The sequence below is a fragment of the Actinoallomurus iriomotensis genome, from assembly GCF_030269445.1.
Classification (GTDB): domain Bacteria; phylum Actinomycetota; class Actinomycetes; order Streptosporangiales; family Streptosporangiaceae; genus Actinoallomurus; species Actinoallomurus iriomotensis.
Genome location: NZ_BSTJ01000002.1, coordinates 632163 through 654189, shown reverse-complemented (window position 1 = coordinate 654189; position 22027 = coordinate 632163). Strand labels below are relative to the sequence as shown.

Here is a 22027-nt window from a genome sequence, read left to right as displayed (position 1 = left end):
CATCCATTAGGAACTCAACGGCTCCTGCTACCGCTCCCACCTATGGCGCAACACCCTCACCGCAGCCGGCATCACACCCGAACGCACCCGCGCCCACCGGCCCCAGACAAACGGCAAGGTCGAATGCTTCAACCGCACCCTGCTCGACGAATGGGCCTACGCCCGCCCCTACCGGACCGAAACCGAACGCCGCCAAGCGCTACCGCAATGGCTCCACACCTGCAATCACCACTGCGGCCACACCGCACTCGGCGGCCTCCCACCGCCAGCCGCGTGCCCAACCTCACGGGTCAGGACGACCAGCCGTGGGTGGTCCACCAGCTCATCACCGCGCGGACCAGGGCGCCGGTGCGATTGTCGGACTCGATCGTGACCGCATAGCCCGCGTCGTGGGCGCCGTCGCGGGTCACGGGGCCGACTGTGGCCACGGCGACCGGGCCGTTCAGTGCCTCGCGTACCTCGTCGCCCATCCCCGCCGCGGACGCCAGTGTCGCCAGGCCGCGGGCGGCGCCCGGGGACATGAAGGTGACCACGTCGAGGTCACCCGCGACGATCGCCTCGGCGAGGCGGGTGCCCGGTCCCGGGTCGTCGGGTGGGGCCGAGACGTACGGGGCGAGCGTCTCCACGACCGCTCCGACCCGGGTGAGCCGTCCGTACGGGTCGCCGCCCGCGCCGTGGACCTGCACGGCGGCGACCTCGCCAGGCCGGACGCGTTCGGCCAGCCAGGCCTCGACCTGGAAGTCACGCTCGTCCGGGGCGGTCCACACCGGGGTCACGCCCAGGCGCCTCAGCCCGCCGGCGGCCTTCTGGCCGCGGGCGACGACGGTCGCGTGCTCCAGCACCTGCACCAGGGCGTCTCGGCGGCCGGTGCGGTCGGCGGCCTCACCGAGCAGGCGCATGCCCATGCCGGTCGAGGCGGCGAACCACTTCGGCCGGAGTTCGGCCAGCCGGTCGATGGCCGTGGCGATCACCTCGTCGTCGACCGGGCGGTCGCCGCCGAGTGTCTGGCCGCGCAGGACCTTCGCACCGCGGCGCTCGAACGACGTGGCCAGCTCGGCGCCTTTGCGGGCAGCGGTCACCCCGACCCGGGGCCCGAGCCTGCCCGGTTCGCCCTTCATAGGTCCTCACATCAGGTCGGAAGGTGTAGACGGCGCCTGCGAGCACCGCGCCTTCGACCAGATTACCGAGGCCGCGGTACGACCGACGGTCGAGAATCACCGCTGGCGGGGGCCGGCGACGACCGTCTGGCTGGAGGGTATCCAGGTGGTCATGTCGCCGCCGGCACGGAGGCCGTCCAGCGCTCCGGCGAGGTCGTCGGCCAGGACGCGGAGCGTCCGCGCCCGCCCGCAGCGGGGGAGCGGCGCCGGAGGCCTCCGCAGAGGCGCGTACGGCGTGTCGATCCTCAGCGTGTAGTCGCCGGTCAGCCGGCGAAGGGGCATGGTCAGCGGGGCCACCAGATCGAGGTCCGGGACCGGTTTGGGCTCCATGGCGGCAGCCGTGGCCAGGGCCTTGGCGCGTACCGTGATCGCGCTGTACGAGGCGAGCCGGCGGGCCACCGGTGCGGTGTCGATTCCGGCGAGGGCGGCGCCGCCCCAGGGGTGAGTGGCGAGGGCGAGCTGGTGCATCCGTGCGTCGAGGCGGCGGGCCGACATCAGCAGGTCCGTTCCGCAGCCTCGGCCGGCCGTCTTGTCCCGTACCTCCCTCACCAGATCCACGAGGTCGCGGACGAAGGCGTCGCGTGCGGCGGCCGTGGTGTTCCGGTTGTGCACCGGCAGGATCAGTACGGCGATGAGGGCCGCGACGCCGGCGCCGACGGCGGTCTCCTCGAGCCGGGTGAGGATCAGCGTGTCGGTGAACTCGCCCAGCGCGTTGTACAGCAGCCCCATCAGCGTGGTGATCGAGAAGGCGAGGATTCCGTACGCGACGCGGAAGAAGTACACGGCGAGGAAGACGCACACCGCCATGACCGTGACCACGAGCGTGTCGTGGCCGCGGGTGAGGTGTACGGCCACGATCGCCGCCACCGCTCCCAGCGCCGTTCCCAGCACCCGGTGGGCGCCCTTGACCAGCGTTTCGCCGGAAGTGGCGGTGCCGGTGAGGACGATCAGGCAGGCGAGCATCGCCCAGTAGAACCGTACGGGCGAGACCGGAAGCGCGCACAGCAGGGTGAGCAGGGAGGCCAGCCCGGCCTGGACGCACTGGCGGCTGTTCAGGGACAGGCGCAGCCATCGCGGACCCGCCTCCAGCGCGTCGGCGGCGGTACCGGCCGAACCCGGCAGGTTTCCGGCGATCAGCTGGACGCCCGGCTCGAAGGCCGGCGTCGGCGAATCGTCGTCCGTGGCGTGCCTGGGGCCCGTATGTGGCCGGAGAGCGTCGCAGAGCCGGTCAGCCGCGTCCGCCAGGCTGGCCAGCGGGAGGCCGTCGCTCTCGCTGAGGCCGCGTCCGTCCAGCTCACGTGCGTGTTCGCGAGCGCGGTCCAGGTCGCGTACGGCCAGGGCGTGGAGCGTGGCGGTCGAGGCCGAGAGCACCGGCTCCGGCAGTCCGCCCGAATCGGCGAGTGCGATCGTGGCCGTGGCGAGCTCTTCGACGGCGAGCTCGGTGGCCAGCAGGCCGGTACGCAGCCGGTACGCGTGATCGGCCTCGGCCGCCGCCGGGGAGGCCAGATGTCCCTCGGCGATGAGGGCGGCCTCCAGCACGTAGAACCTGCGAGCGTGCAGCTCGCGTGCGTTCTTGGCACTCGGCTCGGTGAGCAGGTCGGCGCAGGCACGGGCCACCGCCGCGATCCGCAGGTCGAACGCGCGCAGCGCCGCGCCGAGCTGGGTCCGGGGACGTTGGTACGCGACCCCGGCCATCAGAATGACGAGGATCGCCACCGCGGAAAGGAACACCAGACTCAGGGGCAGGAGCTGGTCCGGGCGGACCCGCGAGAACGTGCCGAACATGTACGCGAACCAGCCCAGGAGCCCGTAGTTCAGGCCGCGGATGCCGAAGCGACGCACGTAGACCGCGACCACGGTCAGCACGACGAAGCCCAGCCGCGATGCGAGGAGGTGACCGTCGACCAGGACGGCGAGCAGTACTCCGGCGAACGCGACGAACGGCATCCCGAGGGCCGTGAGGACGGCGTCGAGGCGTGGCCTGCCCGCCAGCAGGAACGCGCCGTTCATGGCGATCATGCCGCCCAGCAGCATCGCGACCAGGGCCGGCAGCCCGGCGGCCGACCCCACCCAGTGCTCGGCCACGGCCACGCACGCCACCGCGAGCGTGGCACGCCACGCGAGATGCCATCGTGTCAGTCCGGGATCGGCGGCGACCATTCTGTCGACGGTGGTGCGGGCTCGTTGACCGGCCCGGCCTGTCCACCCGGACGTCATCGTGTGGCTCCTTACCGCGATGGGGGATAGGTGCCAATCCTATCGACGCTCCTTACAGGAGCATCGCCGAGGTGCCCCTCCTCCTATGCGGTGGCGCTGAAGACGGGGCGAAGCCTGTCGCCGAGGGCGTGACCGTCCAGCGGCTTGAGGATGACGGTGTGGCCGGTGTCCATGACGAAGCTCGGGCAGTCGCCGTCGTCGGTGGTCGTGCCCGGCACGCTGAAGGTGGTCACCTTCTTGCCGGTACGGGCCTCCCGCACGATCACCTCGTAACGGGACTCGTAGAACGGGTACTTCCTGGTCTCGTCGACGTTGTCGAAGTGGCACCTCACCGTGCCGGACCGACGTGTGGGGTGCCCGTGGTACACGCATGCGATGAGCTGCCAGCCGTCCGGAATCCGCTCATTGGGGATCTCCATGTCGCCGGGGATCGTGGACAGGTCCTTGTCGTCCATCGCGTCCTTCGGCGCGTCGGGGTCCAGCTGGACGCGGATCGGGTAGACGTAGTGCGGACCCGGCCCGGTGTACGGGTCGTTGGACGGCCGCCACGGCTTCGGATCCTTCTTCCGGCAGGCGGCCTCCTCATCGTCCGCCTGAGGGGTCCAGGTCCGCTGTGTGGTCGGGGCCGGCGGCCCCGATGGCGAGGCGACCCGGGTCGGTCGTGGGTCCGGCGCCTCGCCGGAGCACGCGCCCGAGACGCACGACATCGCCAGCGCGGTGGCCACCAGGCCGCTTCTGCGGAAACGGCCGGAAGCCGGCTGAGCGGTCATCTTCGTCCGGCGGCGGTGTGCCACCGATCTTTCGGCCGTGTGCATTTCGCTCCGCATTCAGGTCCGGCGGGGGTGGCTCCCTCGTCGCTCACGCGGTCGGCGGCCACGGGTCCAGTCCTATCGCAACGGGCGCAGGGCCGGCAGGCTCGTCGCCGAGAACGGGCCTGCCGACCCTGGAAGCCGGAGAGGGCTAGCGGTAGCTGATCGTCGTGGCGGTTCGGACCGATCGTGCCGGGACCGTCACCGTCAACGTGCGGTGGTCCGGGTCGTACTTCCAGGTTCCGGTCGGGGCCGTGGTGCCGTTGACGCGTACGGTCGTCGGAGCGTCGGCGTCGGTGAAGACGGCGGTCCACTGGCGGCTGTCGGGCCGGCCCTCGAACGAACCCTTCGCCGCTTCGATCCGCAGCGTGTGGCTCTTGTCCGTGTAGCGCACGCGGGTCGTCGCGGACTTCGGGGACGCGGACCGGCCGTCGTCCTCGTACAGCGAGTACGTGCCGTTCGCGCCGCCCGACACCGTCAGCGTCACCTTGTTCAGCGGGTTCTGCACGTCGTTCGTCACGTTGTCCGTACGCGTCGGGACGATGCCGCCCGCCTTCACGAACACCGGCATCGAGTTCCAGTCCGACGTCACGTCCTTCACCGCCGGGCCCGTGTACGTCTTGCCGGTGAAGTAGTCCGTCCACGTGCCCGGCGGGAACCACACCGACGTCGTCGACGACGCGCCCGCCGACGTCGCCGGGGCGACCAGGACGTCCGAGCCGTAGAAGTACTCCCGCGACGCCGCGTCGTACGCGCCCGGCTGGTCCGGGTACTCCAGGTACGTCGCGCGCACCGCCGGGATGCCGGAGACCGCGGCCTCGTGGGCCAGCGTGTACGTGTACGGCACCAGGTTCTCGCGCAGGTTCAGGAACTTCTCCGCCGCCGTACGCGCCTGGTCGCCGTACTGCCACGGCAGGCGGTCGCTGTGGTTGCCGTGCAACCGCATGATCGGCTGGAACGCACCCAGCTGCATCCACCGGACGTACAGGTCCTCGGCGAGGTGGGACGGGCCGTTGAAGCCGCCGAGGTCGTGGCTGACCGCCGACAGGCCCGTGGCCGCCGACTCGCCCGGCGTGTAGCCCACCTCGAAGCGCAGTGTGTCCCAGCTCGACGTCGTGTCGCCCGTGAAGTGCACCGTCGTGCGCTTGTCCGCCCACGGGCCCGTGGGCACTCCCGCCTGACCGCTGTAGCCGCCCGCCTGCAGCGAGCCGAACGCCCGGGAGAAGGCGAATCCGCGGCCCACGTTCTTGGCCGTGTCATCGGCGTACTGCTGGTTGATCCACGCGTCCGGGGTGACGCCGGCCAGCGACGAGCGGGAGTCCTCGCAGCACCAGTCGAGCCACCAGAAGTCCGCTCCCTGCTTCTCCATCGTCTGGTGCAGGTCGAGGTAGGCCTTGAGCTGGGCCGGGTCGCCCCAGTCGAACACGTGGCAGGTCTGGCCCGTGTTGGCCGTGCAGCCGCTCGCGGCCAGCTTCCCGTCGGAAGTGGCCTGAGCCTTGGCGTACTGCGCGTCGTCACTGCCGATGCTCGGGTGGATGTTCAGCGTGTTGTGCAGCCCCTGCTGCTGAGCCCAGGAGAAGAACGCCGCCGGGTCGGGGAACTTCTTCGGGTCCATCTCCCAGCCGTTCCAGGTGGAGGGCGACTTGAAGTCCGTGTCGGTGACCAGGACGTCCAGCGGCACCCCCTCGGAGCGGAACCGGGGCAGCACGGTGTTCTCGTAGTCGGCGGCGGTGAAGTCGTAGTACTCCGAGAACCACACGCCGTACGCCCACCGCGGCAGCAGGTTCGGCGGGCCGGTCAGCGTCGCCAGGTCGGTCAGGGCGCGCTTGTAGTCCTGCCCGTACCCGAACAGGTACGAGTCCTGGTACGCCTTCTGGGCGGGCCGCTGGTGTACGGCGTGCGTCGCCGGGTCGTACAGCGCCGACGGGGTGTCGTCGAGCAGCTCCCAGCCGTCGCGGTACAGCAGGCCTGGGGTGGTGACGGCGCTGCCGTTCACGCCGTCGAGGCCGCGTCGGTACCCGCCCAGCGGGCTGTGGGCCGGCAGGACCGGCGACGTGGCCGAGGTGACGGCGACCGTGTCGAGGTTGACGTGACAGCTGTCGGCGGTCGGGCAGCCGATCGCGACGGTGTCGGAGCCCTTGGTCAACGTGACCGGGATCGTGGCCGTGGACCAGCTGTCCCAGTCGGCGGTCTGCGGGAGGCTGCTGGAGGCGGCCGCCCCGCCGTTCACCGAGGTCGAGACCGTGCGCGCGGAGCCGCTCGCGTTCGCGTACCGGATCTGCAGCGCGTACCGGCCGTCGGCGGGCACGTTCCGCAGCGCGACGGTGTCCGTGGCGCCGGCCCGCTCCAGACCGGCGACGAAGCCGCTGCCGGCGTAGCCGTTGTGGTCGGCGCCGACCTTGGCTCCTCCGGTGAGCGCGCCGTCCTCGGCCTCGCACACGGTGCCGTAGTCGCAGGGGGTCGCCGTGGCGGACGGCGACGGGTACGGCGCGCCGGGCGCGGTGACGGCGAGGCTGTCGATGTTGACGTTCCCGGAGTCCTTCGCGCCCCGTGAGACCACCAGCGTGTGCCGTCCGGCGGACAGCTGCAGCGACGTCGTGGCGAACGCCCAGGTGTTCCAGTCGGCGGTCGTCGGCAGCGTCAGCGTCGTCGCGTCGCCGTCGTCGACGGCCGCGCTCAGCGTACGGGTGGTGTTCCCGCCGTCGCCGCCCACGCTGTTGGCGTACCGGAGCCGCAGGTCGTACGTTCCGGCGGAGGGCACGTCCAGCTGGTACGTGAGCGACGCGCCCACGCTCTGGAACCCCGCGGCGAACCCGGTGCCGGTGAAGCCGGTGTGGTCCGAGGCGACGCTCACCCCGCCCGCGAGGGTGGTCTTCTCCGCCTCGCACAGCGCGCCGACGGCGCAGACGGCCGGCGCCGGCCAGGCGGGGCGCGCGGTCACGCCGGTACGGAGGTTCACCGACACGTTCTCTGAGGTGAACGGTCCGGAGCCGACCTTGTACCGCAGTGTCAGCCGGTCGGTGGCGATGGTCAGCCAGCCGTCCTTCACCTGGTGCGTGAAGTGCGTCCGCGCGAAGTCGTCCCGGCCGATCGCGTTGAAGGTCGCGGCGTCGGTGAACTTCTCGTCGCCGGCGTACTCCATCCGGATGAGCGTGGGGGAGAGGACCTCGAACCGCGCGTCGCCCGAGCGGACCGCCCGCTGCCGTGCCCCGTCGCCGGGGGAGGCGGCGGCGGGTGGCGCCACCGCGATGGCGAGCACACCGGCCAGAGCGGTGCCCAGCGCGACCATTTTCGTGCGTGGCGACCGAAGCCGCCACGCTCGTCCAACCCGCCTGCGAGCCGTTCTCATCCAACGCCTCCGGTGTTTGAAAATGTTCGATTAACTTCGCAGGGGGAGATCAACTACCCGGTGCAGAGGCAAAATGGCACGCGTTCGTACAAAGATCAAGAGCTTGGAACGTGCCGGGATCGGCCAGACCCGCTACCAGTCGTGCCCGTGATCCCCGTCGTGGTGGTCATCCGAGTCGGATGCGTGGTCGTGCTGCCCGTCATCGTGTCCGGTGTCAGGAGCGGGATCGTGACCCGGCTGCGACGCGAGGCGGCGCTCCAGAACCTCCTGGAGGTAGTCCACGAGCGCGTCCGCGCGATCGTCGAAGCGGTCGATCCGCTCCTGGTCCTCGAGGAACTCGCCGATGAGGCGCGCCTGGTCCGGCTCCGCGTCATCGTCGGGCCGGGCGGCCTTCCGCCCGCCGCCTCCGGCATGCTCTCCGGCGACGAGAAGGTAGGAGGCGTGGCGTGAGGCGAACTCCGCCGCCCTCGGATCGCCGCGACGCGCGGCCTCGGCCTCGGCCCGCAGGCGGCGCAGGAAACGGCGGAGCCGGGCGCGGCGCCAGCGATCCGGGCGTCTGCGCTCCTCTCCGACGTCCGCGCGCACGGCCGCGACGGTCACCGCGGCGAACCAGAACGCGAGCGCCGTGACGCCCCATCCCCGGTATCCGACCAGCCAGAAGTGCCCGTGGACGAGCCCGACGAGCGCGAAGAAGGTCGTCAGCCCGCCGGCCCACAGCAGGCCGGGAACGACTCCGAGGTGCTCCGGCCGGCGCCTCGGACGGTCGAACGGCCGATCCCACCCGCGTTCGCGCGCCGTCCTCCGGAGCTCATCCGCGACCGCCGGCGCGATGGAGCGCAACGCGTCCGGGTCGAGCGTCGAAGCGCTGCCGCCCGTACCGAACAGCGTGTTCACCACCAGCCTTTCGTAGCCGGTGAGCGGCGCCTCCCGGGCGGCGTACGCCAGCCGCCACGAGCCGCGACCGTCATCCTCGGCGTGCACGACACGGCGGTGGACCAGATCGGCCAGGACCACCATCGGCGCCCTGTCCCGGGCATTTCCGCGGAGTCCGGTCCAGGTCAGCAGGGCGAGCCCCGGATCGACACCGCGCGGAGGCCGGCGACGGGTGCGTTCTCTCGCGTCGGAGCCCGGCCGGCGGCTCGCCCACCACAGCGCCACGAGCGCGACGAGCGTGCCGCCGGCCAGCGACCCCGCGACGACTCTCAGCACCGTGTACTCCCGCCGGTCCTGTTCAGAGGCCCTGCTGGTCGAGGATCCGCAAGAGGTTCCGCTTGCGGCGCTGGGCGGTACGGAGGCCGGTGACGTACGAGGCGAACTCGCGCTCCGTGCCCAGGCGTTCGTGGCAGTCGCGGGCCGACCGGAGCAGGCGTGCGATCTCGCGGTAGTTCCCGTCCCCGGTGAGCCGCGAGCGTGACTCGATGGCCCGCCGGTACACCGTCAGCGCGTCGGCCGGACGGTCGTCGCGGGTCAGGTCGGCGAGGGCCAGCCACTGCCGGTCGCCGGCCCCTTCCTCGGCGGCCCGCCACGCGGCGTCGGTGTCCCCGTCGTCGATCAGCGCGTCCACGAGCAGCGGCCCGTCGCCGAGGACGTCCAAAGCGGCCGTGCGTTCGCCGTCCCAGGACCCGGCCTTCCGGGCGGCGTCGCGCAGTTCCCGGTAGCCCGCGAGCGACGGCGACGCGTGGAACCGTTCCCGCCGTACGGCGACCACGTCGGCGAGGCGCCCGTCGCGGTCGTACCGCTCGGCCACGTAGTCGCCGAGCGGGTCCGCGCCGAACGGGTGGCGTGCCGTCTCGCGCAGGCCGCGTACGGCCCACTCCAGTGCCTCGGCGGCTCGCCCGGCCCGGTCGAGTTCCTGAGCGATGGTCAGGTGCGTCTGCCCGTACGGTGCGAGGTCGGCCGCGAGCGTGGCGACCAGTGTGTCCACGTCCCCGCCGAGCCGGGCGATGTCCTTGGTGACCTGCGCGACCGCCCAGCCCGACCCGCCGTGGCGCGAGGCTTCGGCGACCAGCTCGGCGAGCCGGGAACGTCCCGCGTCCCCCAGCAGTCCCCAGTAGTCGCCGAGATAGACCTCCGGGTACGACCCGTCGTCGAGCAGGTGCGCGGCGAGCCACTCGGCGGTCTTCACCGGGTCGACGTCAGAGGTGGCGCAGGCCTCCCGATGTACCTCTTCGAGTTCCGCGGCGACCTCGCCGACGGCGCCCGAAGAGTCGTCGATCTGGTCGTACACCTGACGGAGACGTTCGATCGCCTCCCTGGCCAGCGACACCCGGTGGTCGGCGGAGGGCAGCGATCGAAGGGCGTCCACCGCCCCCGCGACCTGCTCGGCATAGGCGAAGGCGTCCGCGTATTCGATGTGTCCGTAGCGGCTGAACGGTGCCGGGTCGAGCAGCGTCATGATCTGCGGTCGCAGGACGGTGATGTCCGCGCCGGCGTCGGTCGCGGCCCGTATCTCCAGGCGGTGGCGCAGCGCGTTGTCCTCGGTGAGTTGTTCGCGGAGTAGCGCGAGAAGTTCCTCGCGCGGCAGGGCCTCGAGCCACGCGTCCAGCCGCTCGCCGCGATCCCGGGCGGCGGCCCGCGCCTCCGCCAGGTCGAGACCGCGGTTCAGCACGGTCAGCCCGACCGCGACGCAGTGCTTGCAGAAGTTGCCGTCCCGCCTGTACGGGCAGCCGCATTCGCCGGACAGGCCCTCGCCGGCATCGAACGTCAGGGCGACCCCGTAGGCGTCTCCGCCGTACACCGTCGCGGTGACGCCGCCCGCCGTGACCTCCAGACCGGCGACGGCGCCGAGGTAGCCCACCCCCCGCTCGAACGACCGCTCTCCCGCCAAAGCCCGCAGATCATCCTTCGTGAATCCCGACGCGGTCGCCATACGACCATCCAAGCGAACCTGAACCGCTCCCTGGAAAAGATCCCGGGAATACCGTTCCGCACCGCTGTCGTGACAGGCGAGCACGACCCTACTCAACGATCGTCGGAGAGAGCCGTAGGCCGTTACCTGTGTGACAAATGAGGCATTCGGGCATCGCCGACGCCGCGATCATCGCCGTCATGGCGGATGAACGTTGTATGCACGACATGCTTCCCGGGCAATGCGGTCAGCGTCCGTGCCGGGACATACCGCAAGGGTTGGTCGCACGGGTGTACGTCACGGAGGGCGGTGATGTCCTCCACCGATCGCCGGATTGTCGGGCATTGCGAGAAGGCCAGCTCAAAGCCGCACGCCGTGGCCAACAACTTCACGAGCCGCGCTCCATCGATGTCATTGACGCCTTGGGCGCTGACCGAGCCGTCTGTATCCAATGTTTTCCGGACTATGTTCCGGAAGGAACCAAACTGTGCTGGGTGCGGGGGGATGACGGGCGATGGGTCCCGGGTCTGTTGACCCGGTGGAAGCATGATGCCGACCGGTGGCGAGGCTGGGTCTCTTATCTCGCGGAGACCGGACAGGTGACCACCCTGAAGGACCAGGACGACCTCAGGCCTCGTGAGGTCGGGGAGAGGCCCCCGCGCAGCGGCGACAGCGCACGGTACGCGCCTTGAGGTCACGGTACCGGCCGTCCTTTATCAGCGCAGGTGGGTGAGGAGCAGTTCCAGCGTCGTGACGCGGCGTAGGGGGACAGACTCGCCAGGGGAGGGATGGCGTCTCCCAGGGTCCTCAGCCGTTCCGGATCCTTCTCCGCTGTCCCACACCGTACGCGTGGGCGCCGTTGGAAAAGCCGCCCGGCCGCGCGTCTACGATCGCGGGCATGCGGGATGACGAATTTCTCAACCATGTCAGTGGGCGGCTCGCCGGGCTTCCGCACGTCCAGGCGGTGGCGCTCGGCGGGTCGCGGGCGGCCGGGACGCATCGGCCGGACAGTGACTGGGATCTGTCCGTCTACTACCGCGGTGACTTTCAGCCCGCCGACCTGCGGGCGCTCGGGTGGGAGGGCGAGGTCTCCGAGATCGGCGGGTGGGGCGGCGGCGTCTTCAACGGCGGCGCGTGGCTGCGGATCGACGGCCGGAAGGTCGACGTGCACTACCGCGACCTCGACGACGTCGAGCACCGTCTGGCCGAGGCGCGTGAGGGGCGCTTCGGGGTCGAGTGGCTCCTGTTCCACCTCGCCGGCGTTCCGACCTACATCGTCGTCGCCGAGCTGGCCGGCAACCGGGTGCTGCACGGCACGCTGCCGAACCCGGAGTACCCGGAGGCGCTGCGGGAGAGCGCGAAGGAACGCTGGCGCGCCGACGCGCGGCTCACCCTCGACTACGCGCGGGCGGCGCACGCCCTGAACGGGCACGTCGCCGAGACCGCCGGTGCGATCGCGACCGCCGCCTGCCAGACGGCGCACGCGGTGCTGGCGGAGCGAGGGGAGTGGGTCACCAACGAGAAGACGCTGCTCGACCGGGCCGGGCTCCGCGGCGTCGACGCGATCCTCGCCGAGGTCCCGCGAGAGCCGGTGAAGGCGGTCGACGACGCCGCGCGTCTCTTCGGCTGAATCAGCCGCAGCCCTCGAACTGCGGCACCGTGGTCGTCAGGTGCAGACCCGTCGCGCCGAACCATCGCTGCAGGAGCTTGGCCGCCGTCCCGTCCAGGTACATCTCGGTGATCGCCTTGTTGATGTCCTCGCAACCGGTGATGTCGTCCTGGCGGATGCCGACGCCGTACCGCTCGTCCGAGATGGGCGCGTTGACGAAGCGCACCGAGCGGCCCTCCTGGGCGGCGAATCCGGCGAGGATCAGGTCGTCGGTCGAGACGGCGTCGAGGCTGTTCCCGGTGAGCTTGGTCATGCAGTCCCCGTACGTCGGGGCCTTGACCACGTGGGCCGCGACACCCCGTTCGACCGTGACACGTTGCCAGGACACCGACCCGGTGACCGCGCACAGGCGCCGGCCGGCCAGGTCGCGGACGTTCTTGATCCCGGTGTCGGCGGCGCGGACCAGCGTGTCCTGGTGGGCGACGTAGTACGGCCCGGCGAAGGAGACCTTCGTCTTCCGCTCGGGCGTGATCGAGTAACTGGAGATGACCAGGTCGACCTTGCCCGTCTGGATCGAGCTCTCCCGCTGGGAGTACTGCGTGACCTTGAAGTCGACCTTCTTCGGCTTCTTCTCCATGTGCGCGGCGATGTAGCGCGCCACGTCGACGTCGAAACCCTGGAAGGTGCCGTCGGGCTGCTGCTTTCCCAGGCCCGGCTGGTCCTTCGAGACACCGATCACCAGTGTGTCCTTGTCCGCGACGGACGTGCCGCCGCCGGTGCCGCACCCGCCCACGGTGAGGAGCAGCGCCAGCGCGGCACCGACCCGACTCAGAGCTACTCGCATGACTCGCTCCCTTACCGGAACTCGGACAGCCGCGGACGTACGCCGACCAGGACGAGGATCGCGATGACGACCGCGGCGACGGGCAGGCCGACGCTCCAGCCGCTCAGGCCGTCGTCGCCGTCGCGGATGGCGCTCGCGAACGCCTTCTGGTGGATGGCGGTGAGGGACACGAGCGACTGGTCGTACGTGGCGAAGTCGCGCGAGGCCGTGCCCATGCGCAGGACGATCGCGTCGTGGCGTCCTCCGGCCGTGGTGGCCAGCGTCCGCAGGCGGGCATCGTCGTGCTGGACCGTCTGGTAGCCCTGGAGCGTCCGGTCGACGGCGGCTCGCTGGCCCGCCAGCGTGACGTGCTGCGACTCCAGACCGAGGAAGCCCGTGAACCCGCTGTGGGCCGCCACCCGCTGGTCGACCTGCTGGTAGTACTGGTGGAGGTTGCCGGCCGTGACGGAGAAGATCTCCTGCGACTTGTCCAGGTAGACCTGTTCGTACGTGTCGGCCTGCTCCGGGTCGAGCAGGTACCGCGTCTCGTCGGCGTCCGCGTTGTTGCTGATCGCCCGCGCGCGCGACAGCGACAGCACCGAGTCGAAGCCGTCCTTCTTGGCCTTGCTCAGGTGGCTCGCCTCGCTCGTCAGCAGCCCGACCGTGGCCACGACGAGCACCAGCGAGGCCAGCGTCGCCAGTGCGAGCACCGGGTTGACGAGCCGGCGGAAGCGGCGGGTCAGGTACACCTGCAGGCCGACGAGAATCGCGATGAGCACCAGGCCGGTGATCACGACCCAGGCGATGCCGTCCAGCACCGCCCCGTGCTTGGACTCGTACGTGCGCCGCACCGTCGTGCCGTTGTCGAGCGTGAGGTTGTACGCCTTGGGCAGCACGTCGAGCTTCATCAGGTCGGTCGCCTGCCGGTACAGCGCGCGGACCTGGTCGCTCGGCGGCCCGGCCGCGTGGGGCTGCTGCTGGTCGAGCTGCAGCGCCTGGCCCGCGAGCTGCTCGTACCGGCCCAGCGCGTCGAGGATCGAGCGCGCGGTCTGCTGCTCGGCCGGGTCGTCGCTCGCCAGGTTGGAGCCCTGGAGCAGGGCCCGGTGCGCCTCGGAGCGCCGCTGGTCGTACACCTGAAGGGCCTTCGCCCGGCCCGCGCCGAGGTTCTGCTCGCGGCCCATCAGGAGGACGGCGGCGAGCTGGGCGTCCATGTCGCTGAGCGCGTAGTACAGGTCGCCGGTGGCGACCACCTGCGGGCCGGCGTCGTGCCCGATGACCTTGAGGCCGTCGCGGGCGTCCTGGACGGCGAACGCCGCCACCGTGAACACCGCGGCGACGGCCAGGACGGCCAGGAGCGCGAACCCCCGGATCCGTCCGGGCAGCGTCCGGATCCGCACCACCCGTGCCACGCCGGCCAGGCGCGCCGGCGGCCGGGACGGCGGAGCTTCTGTCATGGTCACCGGGCTCAGCCCTTCCGCAGCGTGATGGTCGTCCAGACGCCGATGTGGATGCGGTCGCCGTCGCGCATCGGCACCTCGACGTTGACGGGGATCGGCTCTTCCGAGCCGTTGACGGTGGTGCCGTTGGTGGAGCCCGGGTCGACGAGCGTCACCGTGCCGTCCGGACGGCAGAGCAGGACCGCGTGCGTGTGCGACGCCCCCGGGTCCTGCGGCGGCTCGCTCAGGTCGATCTCCGGGACGGTGCCCTGGGAGGCGCTCCGCCGTCCGATGCGCACCTGCGGCCGGTCCAGCGGGATCCGGCGCTCGGGGCAGTACGGCGGGAACGTGAAGGCGCGGTTGTCCTCGTTCTGCCGCAGCACCGTCTCGTAGTAGTCACGGTCGGCGGCGACGACCGCGGTCCACGCGGCCGCGGTCGGCTGCGCGCCGGATCCGCTCGTTCCCCACCGGCCGGTCGACGGGTCCTCCGCCTCCTCCGGCGGCTCCGGAGGGACCGGGCCGGGCGGGGGACCGGTCCGCACCGGGCCCGTCGCCTCCGAGCGTCCGGCGCCGACCGCGAAGTCGTACCCGCAGCCCTCGCAGAACCGGCCCGTACGCGGCGTCCCGCAGTCCGGGCACGGCCCATCCGCGCCCGTCGCCGGGGGAGCGGCCGCCGCGGCACCGCCCCCGGTGCCGGGTCCGGTGAGGGCCGAGGACACCGTGGGCCCCGTCATGCGGGTGCCGCAGACGTCGCAGTAGTCGTCGGCGCCGGAGGAGTGTCCGGCCGGACAGGTCGGCATGGATCAGGCTCCGCCCTTCCGCGTCCGTACGGTCTTGCTCGACCGGGTGTCCAGGGACATCTCGTCGGCCTTGTCGACGTTCTTCTTCAGCCGTACGGTGCCGGTCGCGTGGTCGTCGACGTCGACGACCTTGTCCAGCAGGCCGGCGATCGCGTCGTTGCCCGACTCGTGGGCGAGCTTGACCGCACGGCCCAGCCGGGCGGTCGCGGTGTCGACGTCGCCGCTCTTGCGGGCCGCCAGGCCCTCCTGGATCGCCTCGGCGAGCTCGGCCTGCCCGGTGAAGTGGGCGACCTTGGGGTTGATGCGGGTGGACTGGGCCTCGTCGTCGGTCCACTCGGCCAGGACGTTGCCGGTGGCGAGCACCTGCTCCTCGCCGCCGGTGCCCGGCAGCACCAGCTTGACCCAGGCCGCGCGCAGCTCCTGGCCGATCATCCCGGGGGGCACCTCGACGCAGATGTGGTAGTCGCGGCTCTCCGCGCCCCACGCGCCGATCGGGTAGTCGCCGGCGCGCGGGCCGGCGTCGACGCGCTTGCCGGTGAGGTCCTCGACGGACGGCGTCACCTGTTTGACGAAGCGCAGCCGCGCGGCCTGCGGTGTCCAGACCCGCAGCGCCACGTCGGCGACGGCCTTGCCCATGGCCGCCTCGGTCATCGCGCGGAAGTCGGCGACCAGGTCGTTCGGGCTGGCGACGATGTCGACGCTGCCGAGCATGGCCGAGGCCACCTTGCGCAGCTCGGCGACCTCCCAGTCGGTGCCGACGCCGCGGCAGTCGCACACGAAGTGGCCGACGCACGACTGGAGCACGGCGTCGAGCTGCTCCGGGCTCTCGTGCTGGTTCTTGCCGTCGGTGAGGAGGATGGCGTGCCGGATGCCCTCCTGGTGGGCGGCGAACAGCCGGTCGGCCAGCCCCAGCCACGCGCCGATCGCGGTGCCGCCGGCCGGGCGCACGCGCTCCAGCGCGGCCTTGGCCTCCTGCCGGGTCTGCGGGTTCGCGGGAACGAGCTGCTCACCGGCCGGGTAGACCATCCGGGCCCGTGCGGAGCCGGAGACCACCGCGAAGGCGACGCCGTCGCGGAGCGAGTCCACCGCGGTCTGCGCGGCCCGGATCGCCGCGGACATCTTGGTGCGCGGGTAGTCCATCGAACCGGAGGTGTCGATGATGATCACCTCGGCGGCGGACGTCGACCGCACGGCCCCGGCGGCGGGCACGCCGCTCGCCTCGACCGTCACGATCGCGTGTACCTCCTGGCCCCCTTCGGGGAGGTACTTGTTCTGGTCGATCGTGAGAGTGAAATCGGGGTTGCCCGTCATGCGCCTTCCTTCGTGGGAGGGGTGACCGGAGCGCTCATCGGGACGGCTCCTGAGTCGGTGGTGCGGGAGGCGGGGTGTGCGGCCGGAGGGGGATGACGACGACGGTGATGTTGTCGCGTCCGCCGGCCTCGTTCGCCAGGCGGGTCAGCGTCCGCGCCGCCTCCAGGGGCTCCGACGCCGCGGCGGGGGCGGCCGCGGCGAGCCGGGCGGGGTCGGGGAAGTAGTTCCACAGCCCGTCGCTGCACACGAGGAGCACTCCCGGCGTGTCCGGGGTGAGGGTGCGCACGTGCGGCTCCACGTCGGTGGCGTCCGCGCCGAGCCAGGCGGTGATCACGTGCGCGTTCGGGTGCCGCTCGGCCTCCTCCTCGGTGAGCGCCCCGGAGGCGATCATCTGGCCGGCCCACGAGTCGTCCTCCGTCAGCTGCGCGCCCTCGCCGCTCTCCGGCAGCCAGTAGGCGCGGCTGTCGCCGATCCAGCCGACGGTCACCGAGTCGCCGTGCACCAGCGCCGAGACGTAGGTGCACGACGGCGGCTCGGTCGGCTGGGTGTCGTCCCCGTCTCCGCCGCCCAGGCGGGCCACGGCCTCGGCCGCCCGTGCGGCGGCCGTACGGGTGGCGGACTCGGGGTCCTGCCCGGCGGCGCGCAGCTCGGCGAGCGCGGCGGCCCCGGTGTCGGCGGCGACGCGGGAGGCGTCCTCGGGGCGGGTGGAGGAGGAGACTCCGTCGCACACCACCCCGGCGACGCCGTCGGTGGTGGCGGCCAGCGCCATCGCGTCCTCGTTGCGGCTGTGCCGCAGGCCGCGGTCGCTCACCCCGGCCGCCCCGGGAATCTCCAGCTCGACGTGGTCGGTGCCGTCGGGCTGGCGCAGCCCGCACTGCTCGCAGTAGCCGTCGCTGATCGCGGTGCCGCCGCATCCCGGGCAGCGGGGGACGGGCGCGTCGAGGCGGTGGCCGCACGCCTCGCAGTAGTCCTCGTCCGGGTACACCGGCAGATCGCAGACGGGGCAGGCCCGCTCTTCGGTCGTCGCGGCCATCAGACCAGCGTCCTCGGGCGCGCGGCGTTGGCGCGGATGACGAGCGCGTGGCGTTCGGCCGGGGTGTCGGCGAGACGGGCCAGCGCGCGGTAGGTCTCCTCCAGCCGGCCGCGCAGGGCGCGTTCGGTCAGGGCCGCGTCGAACAGGGTGCCCTGCCGTGGCGCCTCCCCGGTCGCGTGCGCCCAGGTGAGGGCGGTCTCCAGGACCTCGGCCACGAGCCGGCCGCGCTGCTCGCCGTCGAGCTTGAGCGTGGCCAGCCGGCCGCCCGCGCCGATGAGCTCGGGCTCGGTCAGCTCGGCCGGGTTGCGGCCGCGGATCGCGGTCGCCACCGCGGCGACCTGCGCGGCGACGTGGTGGCTGGAGATGCTCGGCACGGAGTCGAGCACGGCCACGGCGGCGGCGCGGTCGCCGGCCGCCAGCCGCGCGCGGGCCAGCCCGAACGCGGCGCTGATGTAGCCGTTGTCGGTGCGCCAGACCCGCTCGTACAGGTCGGCCGCCCCGGCGTGGTCGCCGCGGTGCGCCCGGCAGTAGGCGAGCGCCAGCTTGGGCGGCGCCTCCCCGGGCAGCAGGGAGTACATCTCGTCGAACAGCCCTTCGGCCCGCGCGACGTCGCCGGCCGCCAGCACGGCCACCGCCTCGTACCACGGGATCCGCCAGTCACCGGGGCGTTCGGCGGCCAGCTCGCCCAGGAGCCGGTGCGCCTCGGCGATGTCACCGAGCTCGATCCGCACGCGCGCCAGCGTCAGGCGCACCTCCGGTGAGGGGCTCTGCGCGGCGGACAGCGCGGCCACGAGCTGCTCCGGCTCGGCGCTGGTGAGGCCGGCCAGGAACCCCGCGGCCGGGTCGGTGCCGTCCACCAGCGGAGTCGGCAGCGCGGCCGCCACCTCCGCCGGGGTGGGCGGGTCGAGCACCGAGCCGGAGCCGTCGGCCAGCTCGGTGCCGATGGTCCGCAGCTCCATGCCGAACAGCGACGAGGGGCCGGGGCGTGGCTGCCCGTCCTCGGCCGACAGGACCTCCCGCAGCACGCCGGTGAGCTGGTCGGCCATGTCCGTGGCGTCGGCGAACCGCGCCTCGGGGTCGGCGTGGGTGGCCCGCCGCAGCAGCCGGTCGTAGGACTCGAACCGCTGGAGCAGCGGGATCTCCGCCCGGTCCGGCAGGCGGGTCGCGTAGGTGGTGGTGAAGTGCTTGAACGGGAAGCTGAGCACCGCGAGCGTACGGCCGACGGTGTACAGGTCGGAGCTGACCGAGGGCCCCTGCTCGGCGATCTCCGGCGCCTGGTAGCCGACCGTGCCGTAGATCGCGCTGTCCATGTCGTCGACGCGGCGGACCCCGCCCAGGTCGATGAGCTTGAGCTGCTCGTCGGACTGGATGGCGTTGTCCGGCTTGAGGTCGCAGTAGAGGAGGCCGACGCCGTGCAGGTAGCCGAGCGCGCGCAGCAGCTCCAGCCCGTACGCGATGGACTGCCCGAGCGGCAGCGCGTCCTCGCCGGCCTTGCGGCGTTCGAGCAGCACGTCCTTCAGCGGCTTGCCGCCGACGTACTCCATGACGATGTAACCGGAGCCGCCGTGCTGGACGAAGTTGTAGATCTTGACGATGTTCGGGTGCTCGACCTCGGCGAGAAACGAGCGCTCCGCGGCGGCCGCCGCGAGGGCGTCCGCGTCACCGGTGTCGAGCAGGCCCTTGAGCACGACCCAGCGGTCGTTGACGTTGCGGTCGCGGGCGAGGTAGATCCAGCCGAGGCCGCCGTGCGCGAGGCAGCCGAGCACCTCGTACTGCCCGCCGACCAGGTCGCCCGGCTTGAGCTTGGGGGTGAAGGAGTACCCGGCGCCGCAGTTCGGGCAGAAGCCCTCCGTACGGCCGGGCCGGCCGCCGCGCGCCCGCCCGACCGGCTCGCCGCAGCCGCCGCAGAACCGCTTGTGCTCGGCGACCTCGGGGTTCTCCTTGATCGCCGAGGCCGGGTCGCGGTAGGGGACGCGGGGCACCTCGACCAGCCCGGCGCCCAGCATGCCGCGCCCCGACGCCCGCGAGCGCGTTGACCCGGTCCGGACACTGCGAGTGGACCGCACGCTGCCGGTGATCGAGCTGCCGGTGGTGACGCTCGGCGTGCTCCCGCTCGTGACCGGACGCGACGCGGGAGGCGACCCGCAGGTGGAGCAGTAGCCGTCCTCGATGACTCCGCCGCAGCCCGGCTGCCCGCACCTTCCGTCGGGCACGGCGGGGGGAACGGGAGCCGCCGCCTTCGGCGTGGAGACGGGGGGCTGCGGCGCGGACGCGGCGGGAGCGGGCGCCATGCCGCAGGTCGTGCAGTAGCCGTCCTCGATGGTGCCGCCGCACCCGGGCTGGGCGCAGCGGCCCGCCGGGGCGCTCGCGGGTGACGCGCTCGGTGCCGCTGGTCCAGGTGCCATACCGCATTGGACGCAGTAACCGTCCTCCACCGTTCCCGTGCATCCCGGTTGGGTGCACCGAATCATCGACTCGTCCCCTCCGCGCGCGATGCGATCGCCCGCTGGTAGTCCGCCAGCGCCTTGGTGGCCCCGCGCAGGTCGCACGGTGAGGTCCACAGCAGGTCATGCGCCCGCTGGTGCAGGCCGGTCAGCTCGGTGTCCTCGGCCAGCCCGAGCCGGCCCGCCTTGGCCTTGTACGCGTCGAGCCGTCCGCGCAGTTCGTCGCGGCGGTCCAGCACGCCGGTGATGAGCGCGGTCGTCTGGCGCGCCTGGTCGAGCGCGGTGGCGGCGGCCTGCTCGACCTCGGCGGCGCGCGACGCCAGCTCGACCCACCGGCCCTCGCCGCGCAGCCCCTCCAGGGCCGCGAGCCGGTCGCGGAGCGCGACCGAGGTCACCGGGATGTCGGGCAGCTGCGGTGAGTCGATCTTGGCGAGGACCCGGTCGCGGGCGTCGGCGGCCTCGTGTTCGGCCGTCTCGACCAGGCCGATCGTGGCCTCGATGCCACGGGCCCGCGCGTCGTGCTCGTCGCGGATCCGCAGGGCGTCCTCCAGCCGGCCGCGCAGGGCCGTCAGGTCGGTCCCGATCGCGTCGATCCGCGCGGTGTCGGCCTGCCCGCCGGACGTGAGCGACATCGGGTCGGACCGTACGGTCTCGCGCACCGCCGCGAGGAGCCGGGACAGCTCGTCGAACGCCGGCTCGTGCGCGCCGAGGGCGCCGTGCAGGGCCGCCACGGCGCGCGCCGTCTCCTCCACCTCGCCCAGCCGGGTGAGCAGGGCCGACCAGATCTCGTTCACCGAGGCGACCAGGCCGGCGGTCTCCTCGTACAGGGGCGTCATCCGCTCGATCACGCCGTCGAGCGTCAGCCACTCGCCGGTCGGGCCGAGCAGGGTCCGCTCCTCGAGGGGGATCTCCTCGCTCACCAGCTCGACGGAGGTGCCGGTGAGTAGGCGTGTCAGCTCGGCGAGCTGGGCCTGACCGGGCTTGGAATGCCGCTCGCGGAGTTCTTCGGCCTCACCGAGCACCTTCCCGTGGGCGTCGAACAGTTTCCACAGCGTGGCCATCCGGCCGTTGATGCCGACCCAGGACCGCTCGGTCTCGCCGGTCAGCCGGGTGCCCTTCAGCATCTGGTAGCCCTGGTGGGCCTCAAGCTCCAGCAGGCCCTGGGTGATGCGTTCGCGCTCGCCCTTCAGGCGTGTCAGCGTACGGTCGATCTCGTCCCGGCTCATCGACCGGCCGACTCCCGCGTCCCCCAGCAAACCGACCCTCGTCCGTGCTCGACCCCGTGTGCACCCGTAGAGAAAGGCGGCTCGACGCATTGTTCCGATGCCGCGCTTATCGGTGGATCAGTTTCCACCAAGAACCCTGGTCATCACAAGCGATCTGCACATTCCGGGAGCAAAGCGCGGTTACGGAGTGGTCGGCGAATGCCACGTGGGACGCTTGGACCGTCGTTCTGGGGAGCCTGGGGTAGGGGAACATGCCGATCACTGATGAGGCGATCGAAAAGATCAAGGGGATGATCGTTTCGGGTGAGCTCCGGCCCGGCGACCGGCTGCCGAAAGAGGCCGACCTCGCCGCCCAGCTGGGGTTGTCCCGCAACTCACTGCGCGAGGCCGTGCGCGCGCTGTCGCTCGTGCGCATCCTCGACGTGCGCCAGGGCGACGGCACGTACGTCACGAGCCTGGAGCCCAAGGCCCTTCTCGACGGGCTGAGCTTCATCGTCGACCTGCACCACGACGCCACGGTCCTGGAGTTCTTCGAGGTCCGCCGCATCCTCGAACCCGCCGCGACGGCCCTCGCCGCGCAGCAGATCAGCCTGGAGACGGTGGACTCGCTGCGCGACCACCTCGGCCGCGTCACCGGCGAGTCCTCCGTGGAGGACCTCGTCGAGAACGACCTGGAGTTCCACCGCCGCATCGCCGAGGCGGCCGGCAACTCGGTGCTCTACTCCCTGGTCGACACGCTGTGCGGGCCGACCATCCGGGCGCGGGTGTGGCGCGGGCTCACCCAGGAGGGCGCGCTCAGGCGCACGCTGGACGAACACCACGCGATCCTCGACGCGCTCGCCGCCCGGCAGGCGGACGTCGCACGCGCCCTGGCGACCGTGCACATCGCCGGCGTGGAGCAGTGGCTGCGCAAGGCCCTCTGAGCGCGCGGAGACGGGGCGTCCGGCGGTCGCTGGCGCGACGCC

Annotated in this window: 17 protein-coding genes and 1 pseudogene; 5 read left to right on the top strand and 13 right to left on the bottom strand. The window is 72.1% G+C overall.

Annotated features, from left to right (window positions below):
- Positions 1-16 precede the first annotated feature (16 nt).
- Positions 17-294: pseudogene (locus tag QSK37_RS11750) on the top strand (integrase core domain-containing protein); the annotation flags it as partial.
- Here QSK37_RS11750 and QSK37_RS11745 read toward each other — a convergent pair.
- The 6 genes from QSK37_RS11745 to QSK37_RS11720 form a co-directional block, all read right to left on the bottom strand.
- Positions 291-1118, bottom strand: a complete 828-nt coding sequence (locus QSK37_RS11745; RefSeq protein WP_285619746.1) for a uroporphyrinogen-III synthase — start codon at positions 1116-1118, stop codon at positions 291-293. The pseudogene QSK37_RS11750 and the gene QSK37_RS11745 sit on opposite strands and share 4 nt — an antisense overlap.
- Positions 1119-1214: 96 nt before the next feature.
- Positions 1215-3374: an FUSC family protein gene (locus tag QSK37_RS11740; RefSeq protein WP_285619744.1), complete on the bottom strand. Its 2160-nt coding sequence runs from the start codon at positions 3372-3374 to the stop codon at positions 1215-1217.
- 83 nt (positions 3375-3457) lie between these two features.
- Positions 3458-4099, bottom strand: coding sequence for a hypothetical protein (locus QSK37_RS11735; protein WP_285619743.1), 642 nt, complete (start codon positions 4097-4099; stop codon positions 3458-3460).
- Between the two features lie 235 nt (positions 4100-4334).
- A complete protein-coding gene (locus QSK37_RS11730) occupies positions 4335-7472 on the bottom strand; it encodes a TIM-barrel domain-containing protein (protein WP_285619741.1) in 3138 nt (1045 codons plus the stop codon).
- A gap of 192 nt (positions 7473-7664) precedes the next feature.
- Entirely contained in the window at positions 7665-8741 is a 1077-nt protein-coding gene (locus tag QSK37_RS11725) for a DUF2207 domain-containing protein (RefSeq protein ID WP_285619739.1), read from the bottom strand.
- A 22-nt stretch (positions 8742-8763) separates the two neighbouring features.
- Entirely contained in the window at positions 8764-10401 is a 1638-nt protein-coding gene (locus QSK37_RS11720) for an SWIM zinc finger family protein (protein ID WP_285619737.1), read from the bottom strand.
- 877 nt (positions 10402-11278) lie between these two features.
- On the opposite strand from QSK37_RS11720, the gene QSK37_RS11715 reads away from it, so the two are divergent.
- A complete protein-coding gene (locus tag QSK37_RS11715; RefSeq protein WP_285619736.1) occupies positions 11279-12010 on the top strand; it encodes a nucleotidyltransferase domain-containing protein in 732 nt (243 codons plus the stop codon).
- Position 12011: 1 nt separating this feature from the next.
- On the opposite strand, the gene QSK37_RS11710 is transcribed toward QSK37_RS11715, so the two are convergent.
- From QSK37_RS11710 to QSK37_RS11685, 6 genes are read right to left on the bottom strand one after another with little or no spacing between them, the layout of a single operon-like run.
- On the bottom strand, positions 12012-12833 hold the full coding sequence (locus QSK37_RS11710) for a glutamate ABC transporter substrate-binding protein (RefSeq protein WP_285619734.1): 822 nt from the start codon (positions 12831-12833) through the stop codon (positions 12012-12014).
- 11 nt (positions 12834-12844) lie between these two features.
- Entirely contained in the window at positions 12845-14266 is a 1422-nt protein-coding gene (locus tag QSK37_RS11705; protein ID WP_285619733.1) for a GlnX family signal transduction membrane protein, read from the bottom strand.
- An 11-nt stretch (positions 14267-14277) separates the two neighbouring features.
- Positions 14278-15048, bottom strand: coding sequence for an FHA domain-containing protein (locus QSK37_RS11700; RefSeq protein ID WP_285619731.1), 771 nt, complete (start codon positions 15046-15048; stop codon positions 14278-14280).
- Between the two features lie 3 nt (positions 15049-15051).
- Positions 15052-16359, bottom strand: coding sequence for a vWA domain-containing protein (locus QSK37_RS11695; RefSeq protein ID WP_285619729.1), 1308 nt, complete (start codon positions 16357-16359; stop codon positions 15052-15054).
- Between the two features lie 34 nt (positions 16360-16393).
- Positions 16394-17392 (bottom strand): PP2C family protein-serine/threonine phosphatase, encoded by a 999-nt coding sequence (locus QSK37_RS11690; RefSeq protein WP_285619727.1) that lies wholly within the window; start codon positions 17390-17392, stop codon positions 16394-16396.
- Positions 17392-19398 (bottom strand): serine/threonine-protein kinase, encoded by a 2007-nt coding sequence (locus QSK37_RS11685; RefSeq protein ID WP_432705556.1) that lies wholly within the window; start codon positions 19396-19398, stop codon positions 17392-17394. Before QSK37_RS11685 ends, QSK37_RS11690 begins: the two co-directional genes overlap by 1 nt.
- Between QSK37_RS11685 and QSK37_RS51695 the strand changes: the two genes are divergently transcribed.
- Together QSK37_RS51695 and QSK37_RS11680 are read left to right on the top strand one after the other, a co-directional pair.
- A complete protein-coding gene (locus QSK37_RS51695) occupies positions 19397-19552 on the top strand; it encodes a hypothetical protein (RefSeq protein WP_432705555.1) in 156 nt (51 codons plus the stop codon). The two genes, QSK37_RS11685 and QSK37_RS51695, sit on opposite strands and share 2 nt — an antisense overlap.
- Positions 19553-19561: 9 nt before the next feature.
- Positions 19562-19702: a hypothetical protein gene (locus QSK37_RS11680; RefSeq protein WP_285620102.1), complete on the top strand. Its 141-nt coding sequence runs from the start codon at positions 19562-19564 to the stop codon at positions 19700-19702.
- A 157-nt stretch (positions 19703-19859) separates the two neighbouring features.
- Here QSK37_RS11680 and QSK37_RS11675 read toward each other — a convergent pair whose 3' ends face one another.
- Positions 19860-21062 carry a hypothetical protein gene (locus QSK37_RS11675; protein ID WP_285619726.1) on the bottom strand — a complete coding sequence of 401 codons (1203 nt, stop codon included), beginning with the start codon at positions 21060-21062 and terminating at the stop codon, positions 19860-19862.
- 251 nt (positions 21063-21313) lie between these two features.
- On the opposite strand from QSK37_RS11675, the gene QSK37_RS11670 reads away from it, so the two are divergent.
- Positions 21314-21985 (top strand): FadR/GntR family transcriptional regulator, encoded by a 672-nt coding sequence (locus tag QSK37_RS11670; RefSeq protein WP_285565885.1) that lies wholly within the window; start codon positions 21314-21316, stop codon positions 21983-21985.
- The last annotated feature ends 42 nt before the right edge of the window (positions 21986-22027 follow it).